Source organism: Mesorhizobium sp. M7A.F.Ca.MR.245.00.0.0, assembly GCF_003997415.1.
In the GTDB taxonomy this organism is placed as follows: domain Bacteria; phylum Pseudomonadota; class Alphaproteobacteria; order Rhizobiales; family Rhizobiaceae; genus Mesorhizobium.
In genome coordinates this window covers 300,428-322,991 of sequence record NZ_RZTE01000001.1, presented here as the reverse complement: position 1 = coordinate 322,991, position 22,564 = coordinate 300,428, and the positions used below count along the sequence as shown (strand labels likewise).

The window sequence follows — 22,564 nt, the reverse complement described above, 5'->3', positions numbered from 1 at the left end:
TCAAACTCGCTTGTCCGGCCACAGCCCGTTCGGCCTGAAGAGCATGATTGCCAGCAGCGCAACCGCAGTCACCAGGGGACGATAGGTCCCCGCGCCGCGCAGCACCTCCGGAAGCAGAGCCACGAGAACAGCACCAAGGACGACGCCGGGAATGCGGCCCATGCCGCCCAGGACGACGCCGAGAAGGATGAGCAGCGATTGGTTGAAGGTGAAACTCTCCGGCGAGATGGCCGTCATCTTGGCCGCGTAGAGGCATCCGGCCACCGAAGCGATCACAGCGCCCATCATATAGGCTTGCAGCTTGGCCGTGACACGGTTGATGCCGATACCGGCGGCGGCGTCCTCATCGTAGCGAACGTAGAACCAGGCTCGTCCCATTCGCGATCGCTCGACGCTCAGACAGACGAAGGCGGTGAGCAGCGCAAGCACCAGGAACGCATAGTAGAAGTGCTGCACCTGCATCAACCTGAAGCCGAATATCTCCGGGCGCTCGATGCCGATGAGTCCGCTCGCGCCACCGGTGATGTCGAGGTTGCGAGCGATGATGCGCACGATTTCGCCGAAGCCCAGCGTCACGATCGCCAGATAGTCGCTGCGCAATCTCAATGTCGGAGCCCCGATGATGATGCCAGCCACGCAGGCTGCCGCCATGGCGACCGGGATGGTGAGCCAGAAATTGAACCCGAACTCGGCGGTCAGGATGCCTGACGTGTACGCGCCGACTGCGAAGAAGGCGGCGTAGCCGAGGTCGAGCAGGCCTGCATAGCCGACGACAATGTTGAGGCCGAGGCACAGAACCACATAGAGCAGCGCCGTGGTTGCCACCTCCGTCACATAGCCGTTGGCGAATTGCGGCAACACCAGCGCGACGGCGAGTGCCGTCAGGCCGGGCAGCACGACGGACCAGCGCATCAATTGCGGTTGCACGGCGGTCGGCATGGTTCTGACTTCGTCGATCATCACACCCGCTCCACGACAGAGCGTCCAAGAAGGCCGGTCGGCTTGAACACAAGGAACAGGATCAGGGTCCCGAAAACGAAGACGTCACGCCACTCCGATCCGACGAAGGGCAAGGACGAACCGAAAGCCTCGAGCAGGCCGAGCAGCAAGCCGCCGAGCATGGCGCCCGGCACGCTGCCGATCCCGCCTATGACAGCGGCGGTGAAGGCCTTGAGCCCCATGATGAAGCCCATGAAAAAATGGACACTGCCATAATAGGCGCCGGCCATGACCCCACCGCCGGCAGCGAGCGCCGAGCCCATGAAAAACGTCAAGGCGATCACCCGGTCGACATCGATGCCCATCAGGCGGCTCGCCCCCATGTCGATGGACACGGCGCGCATCGCCTTGCCGTACATGGTGCGGGAGACAAAGGCCTGCATGCCTGCCATAAGAGCAATGGAGGCAGCCACCAGAATCATCTGCGTGTAGGTGATATGAACGGTGGAAATGTCGACACCGGCAAAACCGAGGTCGGTGTTGAAGGCGTAATGCCGCCCGCCGGTCAGGGCGAGTGCCGTGCCGTTCAACACCATCGAGGCACCAAGCGCCGTGATGAGGATGGAGAGGCGCGGCGCATTGCGCATCGGCCGATAGGCGAAGCGTTCAATGATGACGCCGAGCAAGCCGACAGCCAGCATCGACACAAGCAGGGCGCAGACCACGCCCAGCCAGCCATTGCCGACCCATATGCCGACAAAGGAGAACACGATGAGGCCGACGAAGGCGCCGTTCATGTAGATGTCGCCATGGGCGAAATTCAGGAGCTTGATGACGCCGAAGACCATGCTGTAGCCAAGCGCGATCAGGGCATAGAACGAGCCGACGATAAGACCGTTCACCAGTTGCTGAATAAGCAGGTCGAGCGTCATTGATGCTCCAGGGCAGAATTGAAAAAGTCTTGTCTGGGCGCAGCGTCGGCGCACCAGACAATCGGCGGTGACGCCGAGGCCGCCACAAGGCCTGCCTCGGCATCAATCCGGTTGGCCTTTATTCGACAGCCACCCACTTGCCGCCCTTTGCAATCACCGGGCGGAAGTTCGAGGTCTGGAGCGTGTTCTTGTCGGTGAACTTGATTTCACCGGCGAGGCCCTTGAAATCGCTCGCCTTGAGCGCCTCGATGATCGCTTTCTGATCCGCCGACTTGGCCCGCGTGATCGCATCGACGATCAGGTCGCCCACATCGTGGGAGAGCGCCGCATAGGCGCCGGCGTCGCGGCCATAGGTTTCCTTGTACTTGGCCTTGAAGTCGGCGGCGCCGGACAAGAGGTCGACAGTCGGCGGAGACAACAGGTACACGCCCTCACCGGCCGACCCGGCGATCTCCAGATATTCCGGTGAATTGTTGCCGTCGCCCAGCACGATGCCGCCCTGGAACCCGGCCTGCCGGAGCTGCTTGGTGAGCAGAGCGCCACCGGCATGGTAGGCGGTCCAGAAGACAGCATCGGCGCCGCTCGACTTGATCTTGGTGACGACCGCCGAATAGTCCTGCTCGCCGGCCGTGGTGGTCTCCTTGGCGGCAATTTCGCCGCCAGCGCTCTTGAAAGCTTCGGCGGTCAACTTGGCCAGGTCGGACGAATAGGCATCGCCTTCGTCCACGAACGCGAACTTCTTGTAGCCATTCTTCTTGAAGAGTTCGACGGCTGTCGTCGCCTGCATGTCGCCGGTCGAATTGGCGAGGAAGGCATTGCCCTGATTGGCGGCGACCAGCTTGGTCGAGTTCGCTCCGATGATGACGAACGGAATGCCGGCGTCACCATAGATCTTTAATGTCGGCAAGACGGCGCCCGAGCAGTAGCCGCCGACGATGGCGGTCACGCCTTCCGAGACAAGCTTGCTGCCTGCGGTCACCGCCTGTTGCGGATCGCAGGCGTCGTCGGCGGTGGTGATAGTGATCTTGTCGCCGTTTACGCCGCCCTTGGCGTTGACGGCATCGATCGCCATCTTCACGGCGTTCTCCATATCCTGCCCTTCACTGGCCAGTTGGCCGGTCATGGGGGCCACGATGCCGATCTTGATGTCGGCAGCCGCGGCCATCGTGGTCAGAGCCAGCCCGGCAAGGGCGGTGGCGCAAGCTAGCCTCTTGAAGGAAACAACCATCAATTCTCTCCATTTTCCCCTGTTGGTGCATCCAGGCGGCGTGCCCGAAATGCATTGTTTCGCCCCTCGGTTAGCTGCGGAGCGGTTATGTTGAGCAGGATCGCCAGCCGGCCACACGATTGTCACCGGCAAGGACTGACCCGGCAGATCAGTGACTGCCGCTTGAAGCCCGGGCATAGGCTCCCTGATAACGGTTCTCCTGGATGCTCTGCATGATCTCGGCCTCGCGGGCTTCCTGCGCCCGGACGGCCGCCAGCAAGGCCGCGGCACCGTCGATTGAAAATGCCACGACGCCATCCTCGTCGCCGACGACGATGTCGCCAGGACCGACGACCATGCCGCCTATGCAGACGGGAACATTTATGGCTCCCGGACCATCCTTGTAAGGTCCGAGATGGATGGCCGACCGCGCGAAACATGGGAACGGATTGCGGCCGATGGCACCGGCATCGCGAATGGCGCCGTCGATGACAATGCCTGCGGCGCCGCGCGAAGCCGCGACACTTGTCATGATTTCGCCGACCAGCGCGCGCCCCTCATAGCCACCGCCGTCGACGACAATGACGTCGCCGGGCTGCAGCAGATCGAGCGCACGATGGATAAACTGGTTGTCGCCGGGGCGGGTCCTGACCGTCAGCGCCCTCCCCGCCATGACGCCGCTGACCCGATGAAACGGCCGCAACCCGACAGCCCCGGGGACACGAGCGAGATTGTCGCTGATCAACGGCGTCGCAAGGGCGCGGAACGCGTCGATCAGTTCGCTTTCCTGAGATCCATCCGCCATCGCCTACAATCCTCCTCATCGGCACTTTCTGAATATAGTATCCAATCACACTTAATTCGGTCGAGTCAACCAACCTTGCGATGGTCGGCAGAAAAAAGCAGAAGTGGCTTGAGAATGGCGAACGGCTGCAGGAGCGACCCAACAGATCCACCTGTCCGGGGCTTGCAATGGCGTCGAAGTTCAAGATAGATTGGATAACATATCCATAAATGCGTAATTGTGAAAAAGGGATTGGGTTGTGAAGCACGCAGGAAAAGTCGTGATCGTCACCGGGGCGGCACAAGGCCTGGGCCTTGCCTGCGCCGAGCGCTTTCATGCCGATGGCGCCAAGGTGGTGCTTGTCGACATACAGGCCGATCGCGGGCGCGAGCATGCCGAACGTCTTGGCGAGCGTGCCGCCTGGCTATCGGCGGATCTCTCCGAATGCACGCAGGAAATGGCAGCCGATATTGTTGCCAAGGCCACGGAGCGATTCGGCGGCGTCGACGTCCTCATCAACAATGCCGGCATCATCCATCTGGACGATTTCGTCGACTTCCCCGAGGAAGCCTTCGACCTGGTTCAGCGGATCAATCTCAAGGCGCCCTTCCTGCTCGGACAGGCCGCGGCACGAGCCATGATCGCGCAGGGACGCGGCGGCTCGATTATCAACATGTCATCGATCAATGCCATTCTGGCCATTCCCAATTCCGTCGCCTATGCCGTGTCGAAGGGCGGCATCAAGCAATTGACGGCGGTGATGGCTGTCGGACTGATCCCGCACAATATCCGCGTCAATGCCATCGGCCCCGGCACCATCCTGACCGACATGGTCAAGAGCTCGGTCATGGTCAGCGAAGCGCAGCGCAAGACTATCCTGTCGCGCACGCCGAGCGGCCGCTGTGGCGAGCCATCGGAGATTGCCAGCGTCGCTTCCTTCCTGGCCAGCGACGACGCTTCCTACATTGTCGGCCAGACCATCTATCCGGACGGCGGCCGTCTGATCCTGAATTATACGGTGCCGGTGAAGGACTGACCGCTCATGGTTGTCGGTTCGCCCCACATCAGTCTTGCGGGATCGGGCGCGCTGCTGCTCGATGGAACGCAGGGGGCTTTCAACGATGCCACCCAGGAACTGGTCTGGGCGGTAGCGAATGCCGCGCTGAGCCTCGAAGGGGTGCGCGAGGCCGTTCCCGGCATGAACAACCTGCTGGTGGTGTTTGACCCGCTCGCCACAGACGCCCACAGCGTCGGAGATCAACTGATGTCGCTCTGGTCCGCCACCGATGCCCACCCGGTGACCGGCACGCATCATACGATTCCCGTTCACTACGGCGGCGCGCGCGGCGAGGATCTCACCGGCTGGGCCGCGCATTGCGGCCTGTCTGTCGACGAGACCGTCAGGCGCCACGCGGCGGCCCGCTACACCGTCGCCGCCATCGGCGCCATGCCGGGTTTTCCCTATCTATCCGGTCTCGACCCGCTGCTTGCCTGGGCAAGGCGCAGCACGCCTCGCCTCAAAGTCGCTGAGGGCGCCGTCATCATTGGTGGCGCGCAGGCGGGTATCATGCCGATGACCGCGCCGTCCGGCTGGCACATCATCGGCCATACCGACGTGAAGCTGTTCAAGGCCGAAGCGGAATTGCCCGTGCTGCTCAGGCCCGGAGACAAGATTCGCTTCGCAATTGCAGGGATCGAGGCATGATCGAGATCCTCACCACCGGCCTGCCGAACACGGTCCAGGATCTCGGCCGGCCCGGTCATCTGGCGCTGGGGGTCAGCCATGGCGGCGCCATGGACAAGCAGGCACTGGCGATCGCCAATCTCATGCTGGGCAATGATCCTTCGGCCGCCGGGATCGAGGTCACGCTTCATCCGTTCCGGCTGCGCGCGCATATCGACACCGCCGTCGCCATCACCGGCGCTGATTGCGCCGTCAGCATCGGCGACCGGCCCTGCCCGCCCTGGTGGGCCATGACGATCCGCGCAGGCGAGACCCTTGTCCTCGAGGCACCGCGCGCCGGTGCTCGTTCCTACATCGCCTTTGCCGGCGGGATCGATCTGCCGCCCGTCATGGGGTCGCGCGCGACGGATGTGAAAGGCGGTTTCGGCGGGTTCGCTGGACGCGGCCTGTCGCGCGGTGACCGGCTTGCGCTCAAACCTGCGCAATGCCGCCTTCCCGCGGGCGGCATCGGCGCAGCGCTGGAGGAGCGACGAGGCGCGGCGGACGCCTTGGCCTCGGCAATCGAATTGCGGGTTCTGCCGGCCGCCGAGTTCGACGCCTTCACGCCGGAGGCCCAGGCGGCTTTCACCGGCAGCGAATGGCGCATCACCAACGACGCCAACCGCATGGGATATCGCATTGCTGGAGAGACGCTTTCGCTCCTCTCACCGCTCGAATTGCTCTCGCACGGCATCGTACCAGGCACAGTCCAGGTGCCGCCGTCCGGCCAACCGATCATCCAACTTGCCGATGCCAACACTTGCGGCGGCTATCCGAAGATCGCTACGGTGATCGAAGCCGACCTCTGGCGGCTGGCGCAAGCGCCGGTCGGCGCGCGCCTGCGTTTCTCAGCGGTCTCGATAGAAGCGTCGACGGAAGCGCTTCGCGCGAACCGGCAGCAAAGTCACGACTTTATCGCCGCCCGAAACCTTATGGCCGGCGAGCAGAGGACTCCATGAAAATTCGCCCCTTCACCATCGAGATTGCCCAGTCTGAAATCGACGATTTGAAGAAGCGCATCTCGACCTGGCGCGAGCCGGACCAGTTGGAGTCAATAGGCTGGGCGCAGGGAACGGAGCACGAGCAACTGCGCCGACTAATGCAGCACTGGCGCACCGGCTTCGACTGGCGCAAGCAGGAAGCCGCCTGGAACATCCATCCGCACTACCAGACGGATATCGGCGGCGAAACCATCCATTTCATCCATGCGCGCGCCGCTGTAGCGACCAACAGAACGGTCATACTCACCCATGGCTGGCCAGGCAGCGTCTTCGAATTTCACAGGCTGATCCCGCTTCTGACCGATCCGCTTTCGCATGGCGGAAGACAGGAGGACGCCTTCAACGTCGTGGCCCCCTCGATTCCCGGCTATGGCTTTTCAAGCCGACCGACCAGGCGTGGTCTCAACCTGTTCACCGTCGCCGACCTTTGGGCCGCGTTGATGAGCCGTCTCGGCTACAAACGATATCTCGCGCAAGGTGGCGATCTGGGCGCCAGCGTGTCGACCTGCCTGGCGCACGCGTATCCAGACAGTCTCGCCGGCGTGCATCTGAACTTCATCCCCGGCTCATACTCACCTCCTCACGATCCAGGCCCGGATGGCGACCTGAGCTTGGAAGAACGCGCCTTCCTGGAACGGAAAGCCGGATGGGCGGATCTTCATGGCGCCTATGCTCATATTCAAGCGACGCGCCCGCAAACGCTTGCCTATGGACTGACGGATTCACCGGTCGGACTGGCAGCGTGGATGATCGAAAAATTCCGCGACTGGAGCGATTGCGATGGCGATCTGGCCAACGCCGCTTTTTCGCGCGACGACATGCTCGCCAACATCTCGCTCTACTGGTTCACCCGGACCGTCGCTTCGTCGATGCGGCTCTATTGGGAAACGCGCGCCCGTCCGCTTGCATTCGCGCCCGGCACGGCGATCAACGTCCCGCTTGCCGTGGCTTTGTTTCCCAAGGAATTGCCGATGCCGCCAAGGAGTTGGGTCGAGCGCGTCTTCAAGGACATCCGCCAGTGGACAGCGATGCCGCGCGGTGGTCATTTCGCAGCCCTCGAGCAGCCCGCTTTGCTTGCACAGGATCTAAAAGCCTTTGCCGGTGGTCTGGATTTTTAAAGGCAGCGTTAGCGCGCAGCCAAACCCGAAGGCCAGAAATGACCAACACCACGATCACCATCGATGCCCTGCATGAGCGCGTCGATGCAATTTTCCGCAAGGCCGGACTGAACCCCATTCAGGCCAGCGCCATTACAAGGGTCATCGTCGCGGCGGAACGCGATGCCTGCAAGTCGCATGGCATCTACCGGATCGAGGGCGCCCTACGGACAATCAAGGCCGGGAAGGTAAAACCGGACGCGCTGCCCGAGTTGTTGCCGCAAGACGCTCCCGCCCTCGTCAAAGTGGATGCGAAGCATGGTTTCGCCAACCCAGCCTTCGAACTGGGTCTGCCGGTGCTGATCGAGCGGGCACGGTCGTGCGGCATTGCCGCACTCGCGATCAACGATGCGGTGCATTTTTCCGCCCTTTGGGTGGAGGTCGAAGCTTTGACACAGGCAGGCCTGACCGGCCTGGCCATGTGCCCGAGCTATGCCACCGTCGCTCCGACCGGTGGCAACGGACCGTTGCTGGGCACCAATCCTTTTGCCTTTGGCTGGCCGCGAGAAGAGCAGCCTCCCTACGTTTTCGACTTCGCGACCTCGGTTGCCGCGCGCGGCGAGATCGAGCTCCACCGCCGGGCAGGCAAGAAGCTGCCGGAAGGCTGGGCCATGGATTCTGACGGCAGGCCAACGACCGATCCCGAAGCTGCCCTGGCGGGCGCCATGCTTCCCTTCGGCGGGCACAAAGGCTCCGCCATCGCGACGATGATCGAACTGCTCGCCGGGATCATGATCGGCGACCTGACCAGCCCCGAGGCGCTCGAGCTGCTTGGCACCACGACGCTTTATCCGTCGCACGGAGAGTTGGTCATCGCTTTCTCGCCGAAAGCCTTCGCCGCCGGCCGGCCCGGCAATCCGCTGGGCCGTGCTGAAGCGCTGTTCGAGGCGATCTTGGGCCAGGGTGCGCGCCTGCCCTCGCAAAGGCGGTTCCTAGCCCGCGAGACGTCGGAGCGCGACGGTATCGTCCTATCGCACCAGGAAATGGAACAACTCGATCGTTTTCTCGAACGGGGGCTCGACGCGGTCTGAATCGGTATCGCCAGGGCCAAGACCAATCACAGGAGGAGAAAAATGCGCTGGACGAAAACATTCACGGTCGTCGGCTGCCATGCCGAGGGCGAAGTCGGCAACGTGATCACCGGAGGCGTCAAGGACGTTCCGGGCAAGACCATGTTCGAAAAGAAGGAGTATCTCGAAGCGCATATGGACGACATTCGTGGGCTGCTCTTGTTCGAGCCGCGCGGTGCGCCCTACGTCAACGGCAACATCATCCTGCCGCCTTGCGATCCCTCGGCGGATCTCGGCTACGTCATAATTGAAAGCACGGAATACCCGCCCATGTCTGGCTCAAACACCATCTGCGTCGCCACAGTGGCGCTGGAAACGGGGATGGTGCCGATGAAGGAGCCTGAGACATTGCTGCGCATGGAAGCGCCAGCCGGCATGATCGAGGTGCGCTGTCTCTGCGAGAACGGCAAGGTGAAGCAGGTGGAGTTCACCAATGTACCGGCTTTTGCACTCCACCTCGACACGCATGTCGAGGTGGAAGGGCTCGGCACGATCACCGTCGACACCTCCTATGGAGGCATGACTTTCGCCCATGTCAATGCGCGCGCACTCGGCTTTTCCATAACACCCGACGAGGCCCACCAGATGTCGCTGATGGGCCAACGCATCAAGAAGGCGGTCAACGAACAGCTCGAGGTCGTGCATCCGGAGAACCCGAAGATCCGCGACGTGTCCAACGTGATTTTCGAAGGTCCGATCGAGCGCGTCGACGGGCGCGTGGAAAGCGTCAACGGCACGGTGTGCCTGCATGGCAGGCTCGACCGCTCGCCGACAGGCACCGGCACCACCGGGCGGCTGGCGGTAATGTCGGCAAAGGGGCAGATCGCCAAGGGCGAGCTGTTCCGCAACAGATCGATCATCGGGACCCATTTCGATTCCCGCGTGATCGCCAATACGCGCCTCGGCGATCGCGACGCTGTCGTGGTCACCATCGCCGGACAAGCCTGGATCACCAGCATCGGCCAATATGGCCTCGACCCGACAGACCCTTATCCACGCGGGCATCGCCTCAGCGACGTCTGGTTCTGAAACGGACGCGGCCGTGCTCAGGCCGCGAACGCTCTGACCCTGACGCCGCTCGCCTCCAGCCGTCGCCGAACGCGCGCGGCGATGGCGACGGCTGCCGGCGTGTCGCTGTGGACGCAGATCGAATCGATCGGCGTCTGCAGCATCTGCCCGGAAAGCGTCTCGATGGCGCCTTGCTTGACCATCCGCACGACCCGTTCTGCCGCCTTCTCGGCGTCGTGGATGACAGCGCCTTCCAGCTTGCGCGAGACAAGAAAGCCTTCCTCCGTATAGGCGCGGTCGGCAAAGATTTCGGACCTGACCGTCAGGCCCGCGTCGCGCGCGATCCTGTCCTGGAAGCCGAGCGCAATGGCCAGGCAGATCAGGCCGGGATCGACGGCCTTGACCGCGCGCGTCACCGCTTCGGCAACGCCACGGTCGGTCTGGGTAAGGTTGCCCAGCGCGCCATGCGCCTTCACATAGCGGATCGGGTGGCCGGCATAGGCGGAAAGCGCCTGCGCCGCGCCGATCTGGTAGGCGACCAGCCTTTCGATCTCCTCCATGGAATGCGGGATGATGCGGCGTCCGAACCCCCACAGATCGGCGAAGCTCGGATGCGCGCCAACGGCAACGCCCTTGTCGCGCGCCATCGAGAACGTGGCCGCCATGATTTCAGGGTCGCCGGCGTGAAAGCCGCAGGCCACATTGGCTGAACTGACGATGTCGAGGATCGCCGCATCGTCGCCGAGCCTGTAGGCTCCAAAACCCTCGCCCATGTCGGAATTGATATCGACCTGCAATCCTTGGGCCGCCATGGCGCTTTCCTCAGTGGTTCGAACCATCGCCTTGCTTCACACCAGCTCGTAGAGCGGCGTGCCGTAGCCGACGACCGCTCCGTCCTCGATCAGCGCCGCACCCAGCACACCGTCTGCCGGCGCAACGATTGCCTTCAGGCATGGGCCGACCTGCAGGACGCCGACCGTCTCGCCCTTGCGAACCGTCTGGCCAGGTTCGGCGATCGGACGACCGGTCGTTGGGTGATCGAGACGGAACACGCCGACGCCGGGCGCGCGCACGCCCTTGAAGACCGTTTCGGCCTTCGGGGCTTCGACCGGGGGTGTCGAGGCAACAACGGATTGCATGTGCAGGCGCAACGAAAACCCGGCCTCCGACACTTCGATCTCGCCGATGCCGGCGCTAGCGCACCAGGCGGCCAGCCTTTCGATCTCCTCAACCGTCATCGCCGCCTCGTCCCTGGAGCAGACCGCCTTCAATGAGACGTTCGAGATGATGGATATCGAAGCCGCCGGCAGCGAAGCCGGGCTCGTCCATCAGGAGGCCGTGCAGCGGCGCGTTGGTGGCGATGCCGAGGGCCTCCATCTCGCCCAGCGCGCCGCTCATGCGCCGGATCGCCTCGGCTCGCGTCACGCCATGCGCCAGCAGCTTGGCCACCAATGAATCGTAGTGCGGCGGGACGGTGTAGCCGGAGTAGAGATGCGATTCGACGCGGATTCCGGGACCTCCGGGCGGCGTCCAGCGCTCGACCCGGCCCGGATGCGGGCGAAAGCTGTATGGATCTTCAGCGTTGATGCGGCATTCGACGGCGTGGCCCTGGATGCGGATGTCTTCCTGGCTGAACGACAGGGGTTCGCCCCGGGCGATGCGGATCTGCTCGCGCACGATATCGATGCCGGTGACGAGTTCCGTGACGGGATGCTCCACCTGCACGCGGGTGTTCATCTCGATGAAAGAGAAGCGCCCGTCCTCGTAGAGGAATTCGAAGGTGCCCGCGCCTGTATAGCCGATGGTCAGGCATGCGTGGGCACACAGCTCGCCGATCTCGGCAATCGCCTCGCGGGCGATGCCGGGCGCCGGCGCCTCCTCGATGATCTTCTGGTGGCGGCGCTGCATGGAGCAATCCCGCTCGCCGAGCCAGACCGCCCTACCATGCTTGTCCGCCAGAATCTGGATCTCGATATGGCGCGGATGCTCGAGGAATTTCTCCAGATAGACTTGCGGGTTGCCGAAGGCCCGGTTCGCCTCTTTCACCGCCATTGAAACGGCTTCCATCAGGGCGTGCTGCTCGCGCACGATGCGCATGCCGCGCCCGCCGCCGCCGCCCGCTGCCTTGACGATGACCGGATAGCCGATGGCCTCGGCAATGGCGCGCACTGCCTGCTCGTCCTGCGGCAGCGCCCCCTCCGAGCCCGCAACGCAGGGAACGCCGGCGGCGATCATCGTGCGCTTGGCGGAGACCTTGTCGCCCATGGTGCGGATCGCCGCCGCCGACGGCCCGATGAAGGCAAGGCCGGCATTCTCGACAGCCTCGGCGAAGGCGGCGTTTTCCGAGAGGAAGCCGTAGCCCGGATGGATCGCGCCCGCGCCGGTGAGTTGCGCGGCCGCGATGATCTCGGCGATATTGAGATAGCTCTCCGTCGCGGCAGCCGGCCCGATGCAGATCGCCCTGTCCGCCAGCGCAACATGACGAAGGCTCGCATCCGCTTCCGAGTGCGCCGCCACCGTCTTCAATCCGAGATCGCGGCAGGCGCGCAGGATGCGCAGCGCGATTTCACCGCGGTTGGCGATAAGGACGGTGTCGAACATCGCCGCTAGCCCAAATCTTCGAGAACGAACAGCACATCGCCGGACTGCACCGCGGCATGGTCGTCGAACGCGATCTGGACGATCCGCCCAGCGCGATCGGATTCCACGACATTGAACGTCTTCATGGCTTCGAGGACACCAACCTTCTGCCCTTCCACGACCACATCGCCAACCGAAGCGAGCGGCGGTTCACCTTCGGTGCCGGAGCGGTAGAACACGCCCGTCAGCGGCGCGCGGATCGAATAGCGTGCGATGGGCGGAGATGTCGAAGCCGGATTTGTGAAGATGGCAGGCTCGGTGGCTGGCCCCGACTGTGACGCAGATTGCGCTTGCGACGCGGATTGCGCCAGCACCCCCTGCCTGGACATGCGGATGCGAACGCCATCGCGCTCGATCTCGAGTTCGGCAACGGGCGAACGCGAGACAAATTCGATCAGCTTCTGGACGAAGTCGAGATCCATCGTCGGCACTAGCGCAGCGCTTCGACGGCCTCGGCGATACGCCCGATCGCTTTTTCGATCAGGTCCATCGACGTGGCTATGGAAATGCGGAAATGCGGCGACAGACCGTAGGCTGAGCCCTGCACCACCGCGACCCGCGCCTGATCGAGCAGGTAAAGCGAGAAGTCGTCGTCGCTGCCGATGGGAGTGCCGTCGGGGCGACGACGGCCGATCAGGGCCGAGCAATTGGGATAGAGATAGAAGGCGCCCTCGGGCGTCTGGCAGGTAAGGTCGGGAATCTTGCGCAGCAGCTCCAGCGCGCGGTCGCGCCGGGCCTGGAATTCGAGCGCCCGCGGGCGAAGAAAGTCCTGGGGACCTTCCAGTGCGGCAATGGTCGCGGCCTGCGAGATGGATGACGGGTTCGACGTGCTTTGGCTCTGCACGGTGGCCATGGCGCGGATCAGCGGTTCCGGCCCGCCGGCATAGCCGATCCGCCAGCCGGTCATGGCATAGGCCTTCGACACGCCATTCACTGTCAGCGTACGGTCCTTCAGCCTCGGCTCGACGCCGGCGATGGTATGGAAGGTACGTCCATCGAACAGGATATGCTCGTAGATGTCGTCGGTCAGGACGTGCACATGCGGGTGATCGAGCAACACCCCGGCCAGGCCGGCAAGTTCGTCGGGGCTGTAGACGGCGCCTGTCGGGTTGGAAGGCGTGTTGAGCAGCAGCCATTTGGTGCGCCCGGTGATCGCGGCTCGCAGGGCTTGCGGTGTCAGTTTGAAGCCCTGCGCCTCCGTGCAGGGAACGACCACGGGCTTGCCTTCGCCGAGCAGGACGATGTCGGTGTAGGAAACCCAATAGGGCGCTGGGACAACCACCTCGTCGCCGGGGGCCAGCGTTGCCAGCAGGGCGTTGTAGATGATCTGCTTTGCGCCACCCGCGACGCTGATTTGCGAAGGCTTGTAGTCGAGGCCGTTCTCGCGCCTGAATTTCCCGGCCACCGCCTTCTTCAGCGCGGCGGTGCCGTCGACCGCCGTATAGCGCGTTTCACCCCTGCGCATCGCCTCGTAGGCCGCCTCGACGATGTGCGGAGGCGTTGGAAAATCCGGCTCGCCGGCGCTCAGGCTGATGACGTCGATGCCGGCCGAGCGCATTTCGATTGCCCGCGCGGTGACCGCCATGCTGGGGCTTGGCTTGATGACGTCGAGACGGGGAGCGATGAGGGCCACGGGAAATCCTCGGCATGGCTGCCGCGACGTTGCCGGGCAGGTTATATCTGGTACAAATTGGATAATGTATTCTTATTTTCGCGTCAAACCCCTTTTTCTGCGTCGAAGACCGGGTTATGTCTCATTCCAGTGGTGGGTCGATAGAGGAAAGTATCCAATCCTTCATCGCCGCGTATGACATTCGAGATAGGGAACACGATTGGAATGGGCACAAACTATGATGTGGTGATCGTCGGCGGCGGCGTTGTCGGCAGCTCGATCGCCTATTTCCTGTCAGCCAATCCAGATTTCGATGGCAGTATTGCGGTGATCGAGCGGGACCCCTACTACACGGCCTCCTCGTCTTCCTTGTCGACCAGCGCCATCCGCCAGCAGTTCGGCACGGCGCCGAACATCGCCATGTCGAAGTTCAGCATCGACTTCCTGCGCCAGGTAAAGACGCGGCTTGCCATCGGCGACGAGTTGGCCGACATCGGCCTGCATGAGCCCGGTTACCTCGTGCTGGCGACGCCCGAGCGGGCAGACGCGCAACGTGCCAAGAACCGCGTTCAGCGCGGCATGGGCGTCGACGCCGAACTGATCGAGCAGGTCGATCTGGCACGACGCTTCCCGTGGCTCAACACGGACGATCTCGCCCTTGGCTCGCTCGGCCTTGGCAGCGAAGGCTGGTTCGACGGCCCCGGCCTGATGCAGGCCTTCCGCCGAAAGGCGCGCACACAGGGCGTGAACTATCTTGCCGCGACGGTGACCGGACTGACCATGGCGTCTCCCCAAAAGGTCGGCGAAGTGGTGCTCGACAATGGCGATCGGCTTGCCGCCGGCACGGTGATCAACGCGGCCGGACCATGGAGCGCGGGCGTTGCCAGGATGGCCGGCGCCGAACTGCCGGTTGTCCCAAGCAAGCGCTGCGTCTTCGTCTTCGAAACGCCGGCAAGGATCGAAAACTGCCCCTTCGTCTTCGACACGAGCGGCTTCTGGCTGCGGCCGGAAGGCCAGCTCTTCCTGTGCGGTATTCCGCCGGTGCGCGAGAACGAGCCGGACGATTTTGGCCTGGATGTGGATTACGACCTGTTCGACGAGTTGATCTGGCCGGCGCTCGCCCATCGCGTGCCCGGCTTCGAACAATTGCGCATGCTGCGCGCCTGGGCGGGGCTCTACGAATACAACACCTTCGACCACAGCGGCATCATCGGCCGGCATCCCGAGGTTTCGAACTTTGTCCTGGCCACCGGCTTCAGCGGCCACGGCATGATGCATGCAGCGGCGACCGGGTCGGGCGTCAGTGATCTCATTGCCTATGGCGAGTACCGCTCTGTCGACCTGTCGGCCTTCCGCTACGAACGGATCGCTGGCAATCAACCTATCGAGGAACATGTCTACTGAAGCGAAACGGGCGACATGGCATCGCAGTGACAACGGTGCTATGCGTCCACTTCTTCAATCAACACGGCGCCAGTCAACAAACACGGCGGCCGCCTCAGGCTGATTCATGCTCGTACAGAAGAAAACCATCTCGACCCAGGTCGCCGATGCCATCAGGCAGAAGATCCTGATCGGCGAATACGAGGCCAACTTTCAGCTGCGGCAGGAGCATCTGGCCACCGAGTTCGGCGTCAGCCGAATTCCGGTGCGAGAGGCGCTGCATCAGCTTCATTCGGAAGGCTTCGTCACGCTGGTTTCCCACAAGGGCGCCGTCGTCACCTCCATTTCCCTGGACGAGATCCTCGAGCTCTACGAATTGCGGGCCCGGATCGAAACATGGCTACTGGCCCTCGCCATTCCAAGGATGACGGAGGCCGACCTCGCGCTGGCCCGCGAGCGCGCAAAGCAGCACCAGGAGCAGGGCAAGACCGGCGAGTACTCGAACCAGCTCAACTGGAACTTCCACGCCGCGCTCTACCAGCCGTCCGGCCGCAAGGCGACCATCGAACTGGTCGGGCGCATCTATCAGCAGCTGGAACGCTACACGCGCATGATGGTGACGCTCACCGAGATCCAGGCCCAGTCCGACCGCGACCACTGGCAACTCATCGACCTGTGCGAAGCCAAGGATACGCTGCGCGCCGTCGGCCTGTTGGAAATGCATATCATCACCAGCGGTAAATTCCTGGTCGACCGGCTTCAGGAATTGCGGGGAAGCTGATCAGTCGCCCCGTCTCCTTGTCCACTCCCAATCCTTTGCGCGAAGATCATTTGCCGGGCAGATTGGTTGCCCGGGTCAGCAGGATCACGCCTGCCTTGTCGGCTGTGTCGTAATAAGTGAAGCCGGTGCGGTTTTCCCGGCGCCCGCGCATCAGCACGGCAAGTCCGTCGGTTTTCGCCTTGGTTTCGGCTGCGTCCGCATCACGAACCTCGAAGCCGATATGGAAGACGCCTTCACCCTTGCTGTCGAGATGAATTCGCTGCGGTGAAGGATCGCCGTTCGGCTGGCACAGCTGCAGCTGAACGTTCGGCAAGTTGCAAATCCGGTATTGCATCGCCTTGAAACCCTCGGGGCTTGGGACCTGCAGTTCTTCGTATTCGGCCAGCGGCGGATAGGACTCCCATGGCCCGATGCCTATGGAGTCATAGTAGGCCTGCGCCTTGTCGATATCGTGCACGACGATGCAGATGTGATGCAACTTGTCGAAGTTACCCATTTTCTCACTCCTTGATCGGGACCGTATAGTTCAGAACCCGGCGCCCTCCGTCGGGGTAGATCGTCTCGCCGGTGATGTAGGAAGCGTCGTCGCTGGCCAGGAACGCCACGACCGAGGCGATCTCGGCTGCCGTGCCGAGGCGCCCGAGCGGTGTACGCGAAAGGACTGCCCGTCTCATTTCTTCCGAGTCGATGAATGTCCCGTCCATGACCATGTCCGTGGCGATAGTGCCCGGCCCGACACCGACCACACGGATGCCGTGGGGGGCGAAGGCGACGGCCGCGGTGCTGGTGACCTGGTTCATGCCGCCCTTGGAAATCGCGTAGGTGGCGACACGTGGGTTGGCGAGGCCCGAATTGATCGACGACATGTTGATGATGACGCCACCTCCACCTTGCGCGATCATCTGGCGGGCTGCGGCCTGGGTGCCCATGAACGCACCTTTGAGATTGACGCCGAGAACCCTGTCGTAGTCCGCCTCGCTGATGTCGAGAAAGTCCTGGACCGGAGCGATGCCGGCATTGTTGACCATGATGTCGACACGGCCGAACTTCGCCACCGCCGCTGCAATCAGCCCATCGACCTGGTCCTTCTTGCTGACATCCGTAACGACCGCCAGGACGCTGTCGGTGGTACCGATTTCAGCGGCACATTTCTTTAGCTCCACGGCATCGATGTCGCCGAGCACGAGCTTCGCGCCTTCGGCCAAAAAGCGTTCCGCGCAAGCGCGTCCGATGCCGCGCGCCGCGCCTGTGACAACCGCCACCTTGCCTGCCTGTCTCATGTCCAATCCTTCGATCATTTGTAAGTCGGCCACCGTCTCAGGGAGCATGGGCCGAGCTTGGCTAGGAATGGGGATTCTCCCACCGAAGCCTAGCCTAGCGGATAACGAAGGGATTGGCGGTCTTGCCGGCGGTGTCTATCCACACCGTCTTGGTCTGCAGATAGGAATTGATGGCATCCTGCCCGCTTTCGCGCCCGATACCGCTCCTCTTGTAGCCGCCGAAGGGCGCCATGTAGGAGACGGCACGGTATGAATTGATCCAGACCATCCCCGCTTCCATCGCGGCCGCGCCGCGCAGCGCCCTGCCCATGTCGCTGGTCCATATTCCCGCCGCCAGCCCATAGGGGCTGTCATTGGCAATGGCGAAGGCCTCGTCCTCGTCGTCAAAGGGGATGACGGACAGGATCGGCCCGAACACCTCCTCACGCGCGATCCGCATGGTGTTGTTCACGCCGGTGAAGATGGTGGGCTCGACGAACCAGCCCTCGGCCAATTCACCCGAGGCCGGCTTGCCGCCGCCCAGCACGCAAAGCGCACCCTCGCGGCGCGCGATGCCGAGATAGGACAGCACCTTCTCGCGCTGGGCTTGCGTGGTGATCGGCCCGACCTGCGTCTCTTGCAGCGCCGGATTGCCCAATCGAGCGCTGGCCGCCAGCGTTATGACGCCTTCCACGAACCGGTCGTGGATTTTGCGATGTACCAGCAGCCGCGAACCCGCGATGCAGGTCTGGCCGCTGGCCGCGAAGATGCCTGAGATCGCGCCGTTGACCGCGCTCTCGATATCGGCGTCGTCGAAGACGATGTTGGCCGATTTGCCGCCGAGCTCCAGCGTGACGGTCTTTAGCTGTTCGGCAGCCGCCCGATAGACCGCGATCCCGCCAGGCTCACCACCGGTGAAGGCGATCTTGGCGACGTCGGGATGAGAGACGAGTGGCGCGCCGACATCAAGCGGCATGCCGGTAACGGTGTTGACCACGCCGGGCGGGAAGCCTGCCCGCGCAAACAGTTTCACGAACTCCAGCGTCGAGGCCGAGGCGTGTTCCGACGGTTTGATGACGACAGTGTTGCCTGCCGCCAGCAGCGGCGCGAGCTTCCATGTCAGGAGTAAAAGCGGCGAATTCCAGGGCATGATCGCTGCAATGACACCCAGCGGCTCGTGGCGGGTGAAAGCGAACATGCCAGCCTTGTCGATCGGCAGCACCGACCCTTCGATCTTGTCGGCTAGACCGCCGAAATAGCGGAACCATTCCGGGATATAGCGCAGCTGTGCCGTCATTTCGTTGAGCAGCTTACCATTGTCGCGCGTCTCGATGGCGGCAATACGATCTGCGTTCTCGTCGATCAGATCGGCCAGCCGCACGAGCAGCTTGCCCCGCGCGGTCGGCGTGATGCCGGCCCATTCCTTCGACCGGAATGCTGCCTTCGCGGACGCCACGGCGGCGTCCACCTGGCTCACTCCTCCACGCGGGATCAGCGCCCAGGGCCTGCCGGTGAACGGATCATGGCTCTCGAATGTATCGGCTGTCGATTGCAACCGACCGCCGACCGTGTTCTGGAAACTGACCAGCGCCATATCGGTCCTCAACAGGTGGCAAAGCCCAGATGGGCGCGAAATCGGTTCTTGACCTCGACCGCGTCGCGCGGCGGCAGCGAGCGCGGCAGGTTCTCGGCGGTGATTTTCAGCACGAAAAGGCGCGGACCGTCGGCCGGGCGCCGAAGTTCTCCACAGAGCATGTCGACCTCCTCCAGCGTACGCAGCTCGGCGGTCTTCGAAAAACCGCAAGCGGCCGCGACCTTGTCGAAACCAATGCCCTTGCCGGTATGGCTGGACTGCATGCCGGTCTCGCCGAAATGCTGATTGTCGAGCACGATCAGGTCGAGATTTTTCGGCCGCGCCACCGAGATCGTCGCCAGCGAACCGAACGCCATGAGCTGTTCGCCATCTCCGGTGATCACCATGACCCGCTTGTCGGGCTGGGCCTGGGCAAGCCCGAGGCCGATCAGCGCAGCACCGCCCATCGCGCCCCAGAGATAGTAGTTGTCGTTGCGGTCGCCGGCGGCATGCACGTCGTAGCTCGGCGAGCCGAGACCGGTCACGACCAGGGCTCCGTCACGGGCGTCAAGCAGCTTCTTCACCGCAACCCGGCGGTCCATCGTCGGCAAATTCATGTCGCTCACCACTTCTTCTTGCCGAGCAGCCGCTGCCCGATCAGCACGGCAATCTGCTGGTCGGCGTCGAAAGCCATCAAGGCTGCCTGCGCCACCGTCTCCACCAGGTCGGGACCGGTTTCGGCGCGCAGCACCCTGAGCCCGATCGCCTTCAGCGACGCCTCCGTCGCCTGCCCCATCGGCACCTGCCACGGGTTGAACTCGGCCCATTCGCCCCGCATCGTCACCAGGACGAGCAAGGGGAAGCGCGCCTGCACGGGAAGCGACAGCATGTTGATGCAATTGCCGACACCGGAGGATTGCATGAGCACGACGCTCCGCTTGCCACCGAGCCAGGAGCCTGCTGCGATGGCGATGCCCTCCTCCTCCGTCGTCAGCACATTGGTGACGACTTCGGGATCCTCACTGAAAAGGCGGATCAATGTGGTATGACCGGCATCCGGCACATAGGACATGTGGCTGATGCCGGCAGCCTTGAGCACCTCATAGACCTGATCCGGCCACTGCCTTTCAGACACGGTCGGAGCGGCGGCAAGCGCTGCTGCTTCCGGAGGTTTTGCTTGTATGCTCGCCGTCACCTTGCATCTCCGAGATATTGGACTGGCATTAGACTAGCGCGCTTGACCGATGCAATCTTCGTCTCTTTCTAGTGATCAGATATAATGGTATTCGATAGCTCATGGAGTTATCGCAGCTACGCACCCTCATCCACGTCGCCGAACTCGGCAGCCTCAGCAAGGCCGCCGACCGGCTGCACATTGCGCAGCCGGCGCTCAGCCGGCAGGTGCGCATGCTGGAGGAGGAATTGGGCTTTGCCCTTTTCCTGCGCCATGGACGCGGCATGGTGCTGTCCGAGCAGGGCAAGGAGGTGCTGGCGCACGCCATGCGCGTGATGGCCGAGATCGACGAGATCCGCGCCACGGCCACGCCCGCCGATGCGCCGCTGACCGGCGAAGTGGCCATCGGCCTGCCGCCCACCGTTGCCGACATTATTTCGCTGCCGCTGGCGGCCGCCTTCGGCAAGGCCCATCCCAAGGCGAAGCTCAGACTTGTCAGCGCCTACACCGGCTATCTGCTGGACTGGATGCACCGCGGCGAGGTGGACGTCGCGGTGCTCTATGACCCGCGCATGGCGCGTTCGCTGCGCTCGCGCCCGCTGCTCCTGGAAAATCTCTTCCTGATCGGACCGCCGGATGCGGGATTTTCAACCGTGCGCGCCGTATCGTTCGCCTCGCTCGCCGGCAAGCGCCTGCTGCTGCCCAGCATCAAGCACGGGCTGCGCATCATCGTCGAACGCTGCGCCACGGATGCCGGCATCACGCTCGATGTCGGCATCGAAGCGGACTCCTATTCGGCGCTGAAGGACCTGGTGCGCAACGGCCATGGCTGGACGATCCTGCCGCTCGCTCCCATCCATGCCGACGTGACTGCCGGGCTGCTCACCGCCGCGCCATTGATCGATCCGGTGCCCGTGCGCCGCCTGATCCTTGCCTACCCGGCGGACCGGCCTGCCTCGCGGCTGGCGCGGTTTGCCGGACAAGCGATAGAGGACATCGCCAAGGATCTTGTCGGGCGGGCCGTCTGGGTCGGCCAACTTCTCGGCCCTCCACCATAAGCATTCGAATTCCGTTATATCTGCTCACGTCCGCTCTGCATTGCTGACAGGGCATGGAGGCGCGATAGTGAGGCCCGCAGCAAGACGAAAACCCGGACAAACCTCATGGAAGCCTATCAGGACATTCGCGATGCCGTCGCCAGGCTGTGCACGCGCTTTCCCGGAGAATACTGGCGCGCACTCGACAGGGACATGGCCTATCCCGGTGACTTCGTCGCAGCGCTGACGCAGGCCGGTTGGCTCTCGATCCTGATCCCGGAGGCATATGGTGGCTCGGGCCTGCCGCTTTCGGCCGCCGCTGCCGTGCTGGAGGAAATCCAGCGCGCCGGCTGCAATGGTGGCGCCTGCCATGCCCAGATGTACACGATGGGCACGCTTCTTCGCCACGGCTCGGAAGCCCAGAAGCAGCGATACCTGCCGAAGATCGCCGCGGGAGAATTGCGCCTGCAGGCATTCGGCGTCACCGAACCGAGCAGCGGCACTGACACCGGCGCGCTCAAGACTACCGCTCGCCTCGACGGCGATCATTTCGTGGTCAAGGGCCAGAAGATCTGGACCAGCCGTGCCGAGCATTCCGATCTGATGCTGCTGCTGGCGCGGACCACGCCGCTCACGAATGGCATGAAGAAGACCGACGGCCTCTCCGTCCTCATCGTCGACATGCGCGAAGCCGTTGGCAACGGCCTCACCATCCGGCCGATCCGCACCATGATGAACCATGCCACCACCGAAGTGTTCTTCGACGATCTGCGCGTGCCGGCCGAAAACCTGATCGGCGAAGAGGGAAAGGGATTCCGCTATATCCTCTCGGGCATGAACGCCGAGCGTATCCTGATTGCTGCCGAGTGCATCGGCGATGCGAAATGGTTCATCGAAAAGGCCAGCACCTACGCAAAGGAGCGGCATGTGTTTGGCCGGGCGATCGGCCAGAACCAGGGCATCCAGTTTCCGATCGCAAGGGCCTACGCCAACATGCGCGCGGCCGAACTGATGGTGCGCGAGGCGCTGAGCCTCTACGAGGCCGGCAAGAACCCCGGCGCCGAAGCGAACATGGCCAAGATGCTGGCGGCCGACGCTTCGAACGAAGCCGCCAATATCTGCATCCAGACTTATGGCGGGTTCGGTTTCGCGGAAGAATACGATGTCGAGCGCAAGTTCCGCGAGACGCGTCTCTATCAGGTCGCGCCGATCTCGACCAACCTCATCCTGTCATACCTTTCCGAGCACGTGCTTGGACTGCCGCGTTCATACTAGGAGTCGTCC

General features: G+C 63.2%; 24 protein-coding genes. 10 read left to right on the top strand and 14 right to left on the bottom strand.

What is annotated here, in order from left to right; genetic code table 11:
- The 4 genes from EOB80_RS01540 to EOB80_RS01525 all read right to left on the bottom strand — a co-directional run bounded on the left by EOB80_RS01540 (nucleotide 1) and on the right by EOB80_RS01525 (nucleotide 3,883).
- Nucleotides 1-960 carry a branched-chain amino acid ABC transporter permease gene (locus tag EOB80_RS01540; protein ID WP_245466214.1) on the bottom strand — a complete coding sequence of 320 codons (960 nt, stop codon included), beginning with the start codon at nucleotides 958-960 and terminating at the stop codon, nucleotides 1-3.
- A complete protein-coding gene (locus EOB80_RS01535) occupies nucleotides 960-1,871 on the bottom strand; it encodes a branched-chain amino acid ABC transporter permease (protein WP_127326425.1) in 912 nt (303 codons plus the stop codon). The genes EOB80_RS01540 and EOB80_RS01535 overlap by 1 nt, the downstream gene beginning before the upstream one ends.
- A gap of 118 nt (nucleotides 1,872-1,989) precedes the next feature.
- Nucleotides 1,990-3,099: a branched-chain amino acid ABC transporter substrate-binding protein gene (locus EOB80_RS01530; protein ID WP_127326424.1), complete on the bottom strand. Its 1,110-nt coding sequence runs from the start codon at nucleotides 3,097-3,099 to the stop codon at nucleotides 1,990-1,992.
- 148 nt (nucleotides 3,100-3,247) lie between these two features.
- The gene (locus tag EOB80_RS01525; RefSeq protein WP_127326423.1) at nucleotides 3,248-3,883 is read right to left on the bottom strand and encodes an RraA family protein; all 636 of its coding nucleotides are present in this window, start codon (nucleotides 3,881-3,883) and stop codon (nucleotides 3,248-3,250) included.
- A gap of 238 nt (nucleotides 3,884-4,121) precedes the next feature.
- Between EOB80_RS01525 and EOB80_RS01520 the strand changes: the two genes are divergently transcribed.
- The 6 genes from EOB80_RS01520 to EOB80_RS01495 are packed head-to-tail and all read left to right on the top strand — an operon-like array spanning nucleotide 4,122 to nucleotide 9,842.
- On the top strand, nucleotides 4,122-4,898 hold the full coding sequence (locus tag EOB80_RS01520) for an SDR family oxidoreductase (RefSeq protein WP_164762484.1): 777 nt from the start codon (nucleotides 4,122-4,124) through the stop codon (nucleotides 4,896-4,898).
- Between the two features lie 6 nt (nucleotides 4,899-4,904).
- Entirely contained in the window at nucleotides 4,905-5,567 is a 663-nt protein-coding gene (gene pxpB, locus EOB80_RS01515; RefSeq protein ID WP_127326422.1) for a 5-oxoprolinase subunit PxpB, read from the top strand.
- Entirely contained in the window at nucleotides 5,564-6,544 is a 981-nt protein-coding gene (locus tag EOB80_RS01510) for a biotin-dependent carboxyltransferase family protein (protein WP_127326421.1), read from the top strand. The genes pxpB and EOB80_RS01510 overlap by 4 nt, the downstream gene beginning before the upstream one ends.
- Complete coding sequence (locus tag EOB80_RS01505) at nucleotides 6,541-7,704, top strand: epoxide hydrolase family protein (RefSeq protein WP_127326420.1); 1,164 nt, start codon at nucleotides 6,541-6,543, stop codon at nucleotides 7,702-7,704. Before EOB80_RS01510 ends, EOB80_RS01505 begins: the two co-directional genes overlap by 4 nt.
- Nucleotides 7,705-7,742: 38 nt before the next feature.
- Nucleotides 7,743-8,774: an Ldh family oxidoreductase gene (locus EOB80_RS01500; RefSeq protein WP_127326620.1), complete on the top strand. Its 1,032-nt coding sequence runs from the start codon at nucleotides 7,743-7,745 to the stop codon at nucleotides 8,772-8,774.
- A 42-nt stretch (nucleotides 8,775-8,816) separates the two neighbouring features.
- Complete coding sequence (locus EOB80_RS01495; protein WP_127326419.1) at nucleotides 8,817-9,842, top strand: proline racemase family protein; 1,026 nt, start codon at nucleotides 8,817-8,819, stop codon at nucleotides 9,840-9,842.
- Between the two features lie 17 nt (nucleotides 9,843-9,859).
- Here the strand turns inward: EOB80_RS01495 and EOB80_RS01490 are convergent, their stop codons facing one another.
- Genes EOB80_RS01490 through EOB80_RS01470 form a run of 5 tightly spaced genes read right to left on the bottom strand, consistent with a single transcriptional unit; the run spans nucleotide 9,860 to nucleotide 14,094 of the window.
- Nucleotides 9,860-10,633, bottom strand: a complete 774-nt coding sequence (locus EOB80_RS01490) for a 5-oxoprolinase subunit PxpA (protein WP_127326418.1) — start codon at nucleotides 10,631-10,633, stop codon at nucleotides 9,860-9,862.
- 36 nt (nucleotides 10,634-10,669) lie between these two features.
- Entirely contained in the window at nucleotides 10,670-11,059 is a 390-nt protein-coding gene (locus EOB80_RS01485) for a biotin/lipoyl-containing protein (protein ID WP_127326417.1), read from the bottom strand.
- A complete protein-coding gene (accC, locus tag EOB80_RS01480) occupies nucleotides 11,049-12,422 on the bottom strand; it encodes an acetyl-CoA carboxylase biotin carboxylase subunit (RefSeq protein WP_127326416.1) in 1,374 nt (457 codons plus the stop codon). Before accC ends, EOB80_RS01485 begins: the two co-directional genes overlap by 11 nt.
- A gap of 5 nt (nucleotides 12,423-12,427) precedes the next feature.
- A complete protein-coding gene (locus EOB80_RS01475; RefSeq protein WP_127326415.1) occupies nucleotides 12,428-12,883 on the bottom strand; it encodes an acetyl-CoA carboxylase biotin carboxyl carrier protein subunit in 456 nt (151 codons plus the stop codon).
- 8 nt (nucleotides 12,884-12,891) lie between these two features.
- Nucleotides 12,892-14,094 (bottom strand): pyridoxal phosphate-dependent aminotransferase, encoded by a 1,203-nt coding sequence (locus EOB80_RS01470; RefSeq protein ID WP_127326414.1) that lies wholly within the window; start codon nucleotides 14,092-14,094, stop codon nucleotides 12,892-12,894.
- A gap of 204 nt (nucleotides 14,095-14,298) precedes the next feature.
- On the opposite strand from EOB80_RS01470, the gene EOB80_RS01465 reads away from it, so the two are divergent.
- The gene (locus EOB80_RS01465) at nucleotides 14,299-15,477 is read left to right on the top strand and encodes an FAD-binding oxidoreductase (protein ID WP_127326413.1); all 1,179 of its coding nucleotides are present in this window, start codon (nucleotides 14,299-14,301) and stop codon (nucleotides 15,475-15,477) included.
- 106 nt (nucleotides 15,478-15,583) lie between these two features.
- Entirely contained in the window at nucleotides 15,584-16,237 is a 654-nt protein-coding gene (locus EOB80_RS01460; RefSeq protein ID WP_013525162.1) for a GntR family transcriptional regulator, read from the top strand.
- 46 nt (nucleotides 16,238-16,283) lie between these two features.
- Here EOB80_RS01460 and EOB80_RS01455 read toward each other — a convergent pair whose 3' ends face one another.
- From EOB80_RS01455 to EOB80_RS01435, 5 genes are all read right to left on the bottom strand, one after another.
- The gene (locus EOB80_RS01455; RefSeq protein ID WP_127326412.1) at nucleotides 16,284-16,733 is read right to left on the bottom strand and encodes a VOC family protein; all 450 of its coding nucleotides are present in this window, start codon (nucleotides 16,731-16,733) and stop codon (nucleotides 16,284-16,286) included.
- Between the two features lie 4 nt (nucleotides 16,734-16,737).
- Entirely contained in the window at nucleotides 16,738-17,517 is a 780-nt protein-coding gene (locus EOB80_RS01450; protein WP_127326411.1) for an SDR family oxidoreductase, read from the bottom strand.
- 94 nt (nucleotides 17,518-17,611) lie between these two features.
- Entirely contained in the window at nucleotides 17,612-19,090 is a 1,479-nt protein-coding gene (locus EOB80_RS01445) for an aldehyde dehydrogenase (protein WP_127326410.1), read from the bottom strand.
- Nucleotides 19,091-19,098: 8 nt separating this feature from the next.
- On the bottom strand, nucleotides 19,099-19,686 hold the full coding sequence (locus EOB80_RS01440; protein WP_127269711.1) for a thiamine pyrophosphate-dependent enzyme: 588 nt from the start codon (nucleotides 19,684-19,686) through the stop codon (nucleotides 19,099-19,101).
- Between the two features lie 5 nt (nucleotides 19,687-19,691).
- On the bottom strand, nucleotides 19,692-20,204 hold the full coding sequence (locus EOB80_RS01435; RefSeq protein WP_164748823.1) for a thiamine pyrophosphate-binding protein: 513 nt from the start codon (nucleotides 20,202-20,204) through the stop codon (nucleotides 19,692-19,694).
- A gap of 161 nt (nucleotides 20,205-20,365) precedes the next feature.
- Between EOB80_RS01435 and EOB80_RS01430 the strand changes: the two genes are divergently transcribed.
- Nucleotides 20,366-21,301 (top strand): LysR substrate-binding domain-containing protein, encoded by a 936-nt coding sequence (locus EOB80_RS01430; RefSeq protein WP_127267891.1) that lies wholly within the window; start codon nucleotides 20,366-20,368, stop codon nucleotides 21,299-21,301.
- Nucleotides 21,302-21,406: 105 nt separating this feature from the next.
- Nucleotides 21,407-22,555, top strand: coding sequence for an acyl-CoA dehydrogenase family protein (locus EOB80_RS01425; RefSeq protein WP_127326409.1), 1,149 nt, complete (start codon nucleotides 21,407-21,409; stop codon nucleotides 22,553-22,555).
- The last annotated feature ends 9 nt before the right edge of the window (nucleotides 22,556-22,564 follow it).

Excerpts from the sequence above, each read along its gene's own strand:
- EOB80_RS01540 (WP_245466214.1), bottom strand. The coding sequence starts at position 960 with ATGATCGACGAAGTCAGAACCATGCCGACCGCCGTGCAACCGCAATTG.
- EOB80_RS01535 (WP_127326425.1), bottom strand. The coding sequence starts at position 1,871 with ATGACGCTCGACCTGCTTATTCAGCAACTGGTGAACGGTCTTATCGTC.
- EOB80_RS01530 (WP_127326424.1), bottom strand. The coding sequence starts at position 3,099 with ATGGTTGTTTCCTTCAAGAGGCTAGCTTGCGCCACCGCCCTTGCCGGG.
- EOB80_RS01525 (WP_127326423.1), bottom strand. The coding sequence starts at position 3,883 with ATGGCGGATGGATCTCAGGAAAGCGAACTGATCGACGCGTTCCGCGCC.
- pxpB (WP_127326422.1), top strand. The coding sequence starts at position 4,905 with ATGGTTGTCGGTTCGCCCCACATCAGTCTTGCGGGATCGGGCGCGCTG.
- EOB80_RS01510 (WP_127326421.1), top strand. The coding sequence starts at position 5,564 with ATGATCGAGATCCTCACCACCGGCCTGCCGAACACGGTCCAGGATCTC.
- EOB80_RS01505 (WP_127326420.1), top strand. The coding sequence starts at position 6,541 with ATGAAAATTCGCCCCTTCACCATCGAGATTGCCCAGTCTGAAATCGAC.
- EOB80_RS01500 (WP_127326620.1), top strand. The coding sequence starts at position 7,743 with ATGACCAACACCACGATCACCATCGATGCCCTGCATGAGCGCGTCGAT.
- EOB80_RS01495 (WP_127326419.1), top strand. The coding sequence starts at position 8,817 with ATGCGCTGGACGAAAACATTCACGGTCGTCGGCTGCCATGCCGAGGGC.
- EOB80_RS01490 (WP_127326418.1), bottom strand. The coding sequence starts at position 10,633 with ATGGCGGCCCAAGGATTGCAGGTCGATATCAATTCCGACATGGGCGAG.
- EOB80_RS01485 (WP_127326417.1), bottom strand. The coding sequence starts at position 11,059 with ATGACGGTTGAGGAGATCGAAAGGCTGGCCGCCTGGTGCGCTAGCGCC.
- accC (WP_127326416.1), bottom strand. The coding sequence starts at position 12,422 with ATGTTCGACACCGTCCTTATCGCCAACCGCGGTGAAATCGCGCTGCGC.
- EOB80_RS01475 (WP_127326415.1), bottom strand. The coding sequence starts at position 12,883 with ATGGATCTCGACTTCGTCCAGAAGCTGATCGAATTTGTCTCGCGTTCG.
- EOB80_RS01465 (WP_127326413.1), top strand. The coding sequence starts at position 14,299 with ATGGGCACAAACTATGATGTGGTGATCGTCGGCGGCGGCGTTGTCGGC.
- EOB80_RS01460 (WP_013525162.1), top strand. The coding sequence starts at position 15,584 with ATGCTCGTACAGAAGAAAACCATCTCGACCCAGGTCGCCGATGCCATC.
- EOB80_RS01455 (WP_127326412.1), bottom strand. The coding sequence starts at position 16,733 with ATGGGTAACTTCGACAAGTTGCATCACATCTGCATCGTCGTGCACGAT.
- EOB80_RS01450 (WP_127326411.1), bottom strand. The coding sequence starts at position 17,517 with ATGAGACAGGCAGGCAAGGTGGCGGTTGTCACAGGCGCGGCGCGCGGC.
- EOB80_RS01445 (WP_127326410.1), bottom strand. The coding sequence starts at position 19,090 with ATGGCGCTGGTCAGTTTCCAGAACACGGTCGGCGGTCGGTTGCAATCG.
- EOB80_RS01440 (WP_127269711.1), bottom strand. The coding sequence starts at position 19,686 with ATGAATTTGCCGACGATGGACCGCCGGGTTGCGGTGAAGAAGCTGCTT.
- EOB80_RS01430 (WP_127267891.1), top strand. The coding sequence starts at position 20,366 with ATGGAGTTATCGCAGCTACGCACCCTCATCCACGTCGCCGAACTCGGC.
- EOB80_RS01425 (WP_127326409.1), top strand. The coding sequence starts at position 21,407 with ATGGAAGCCTATCAGGACATTCGCGATGCCGTCGCCAGGCTGTGCACG.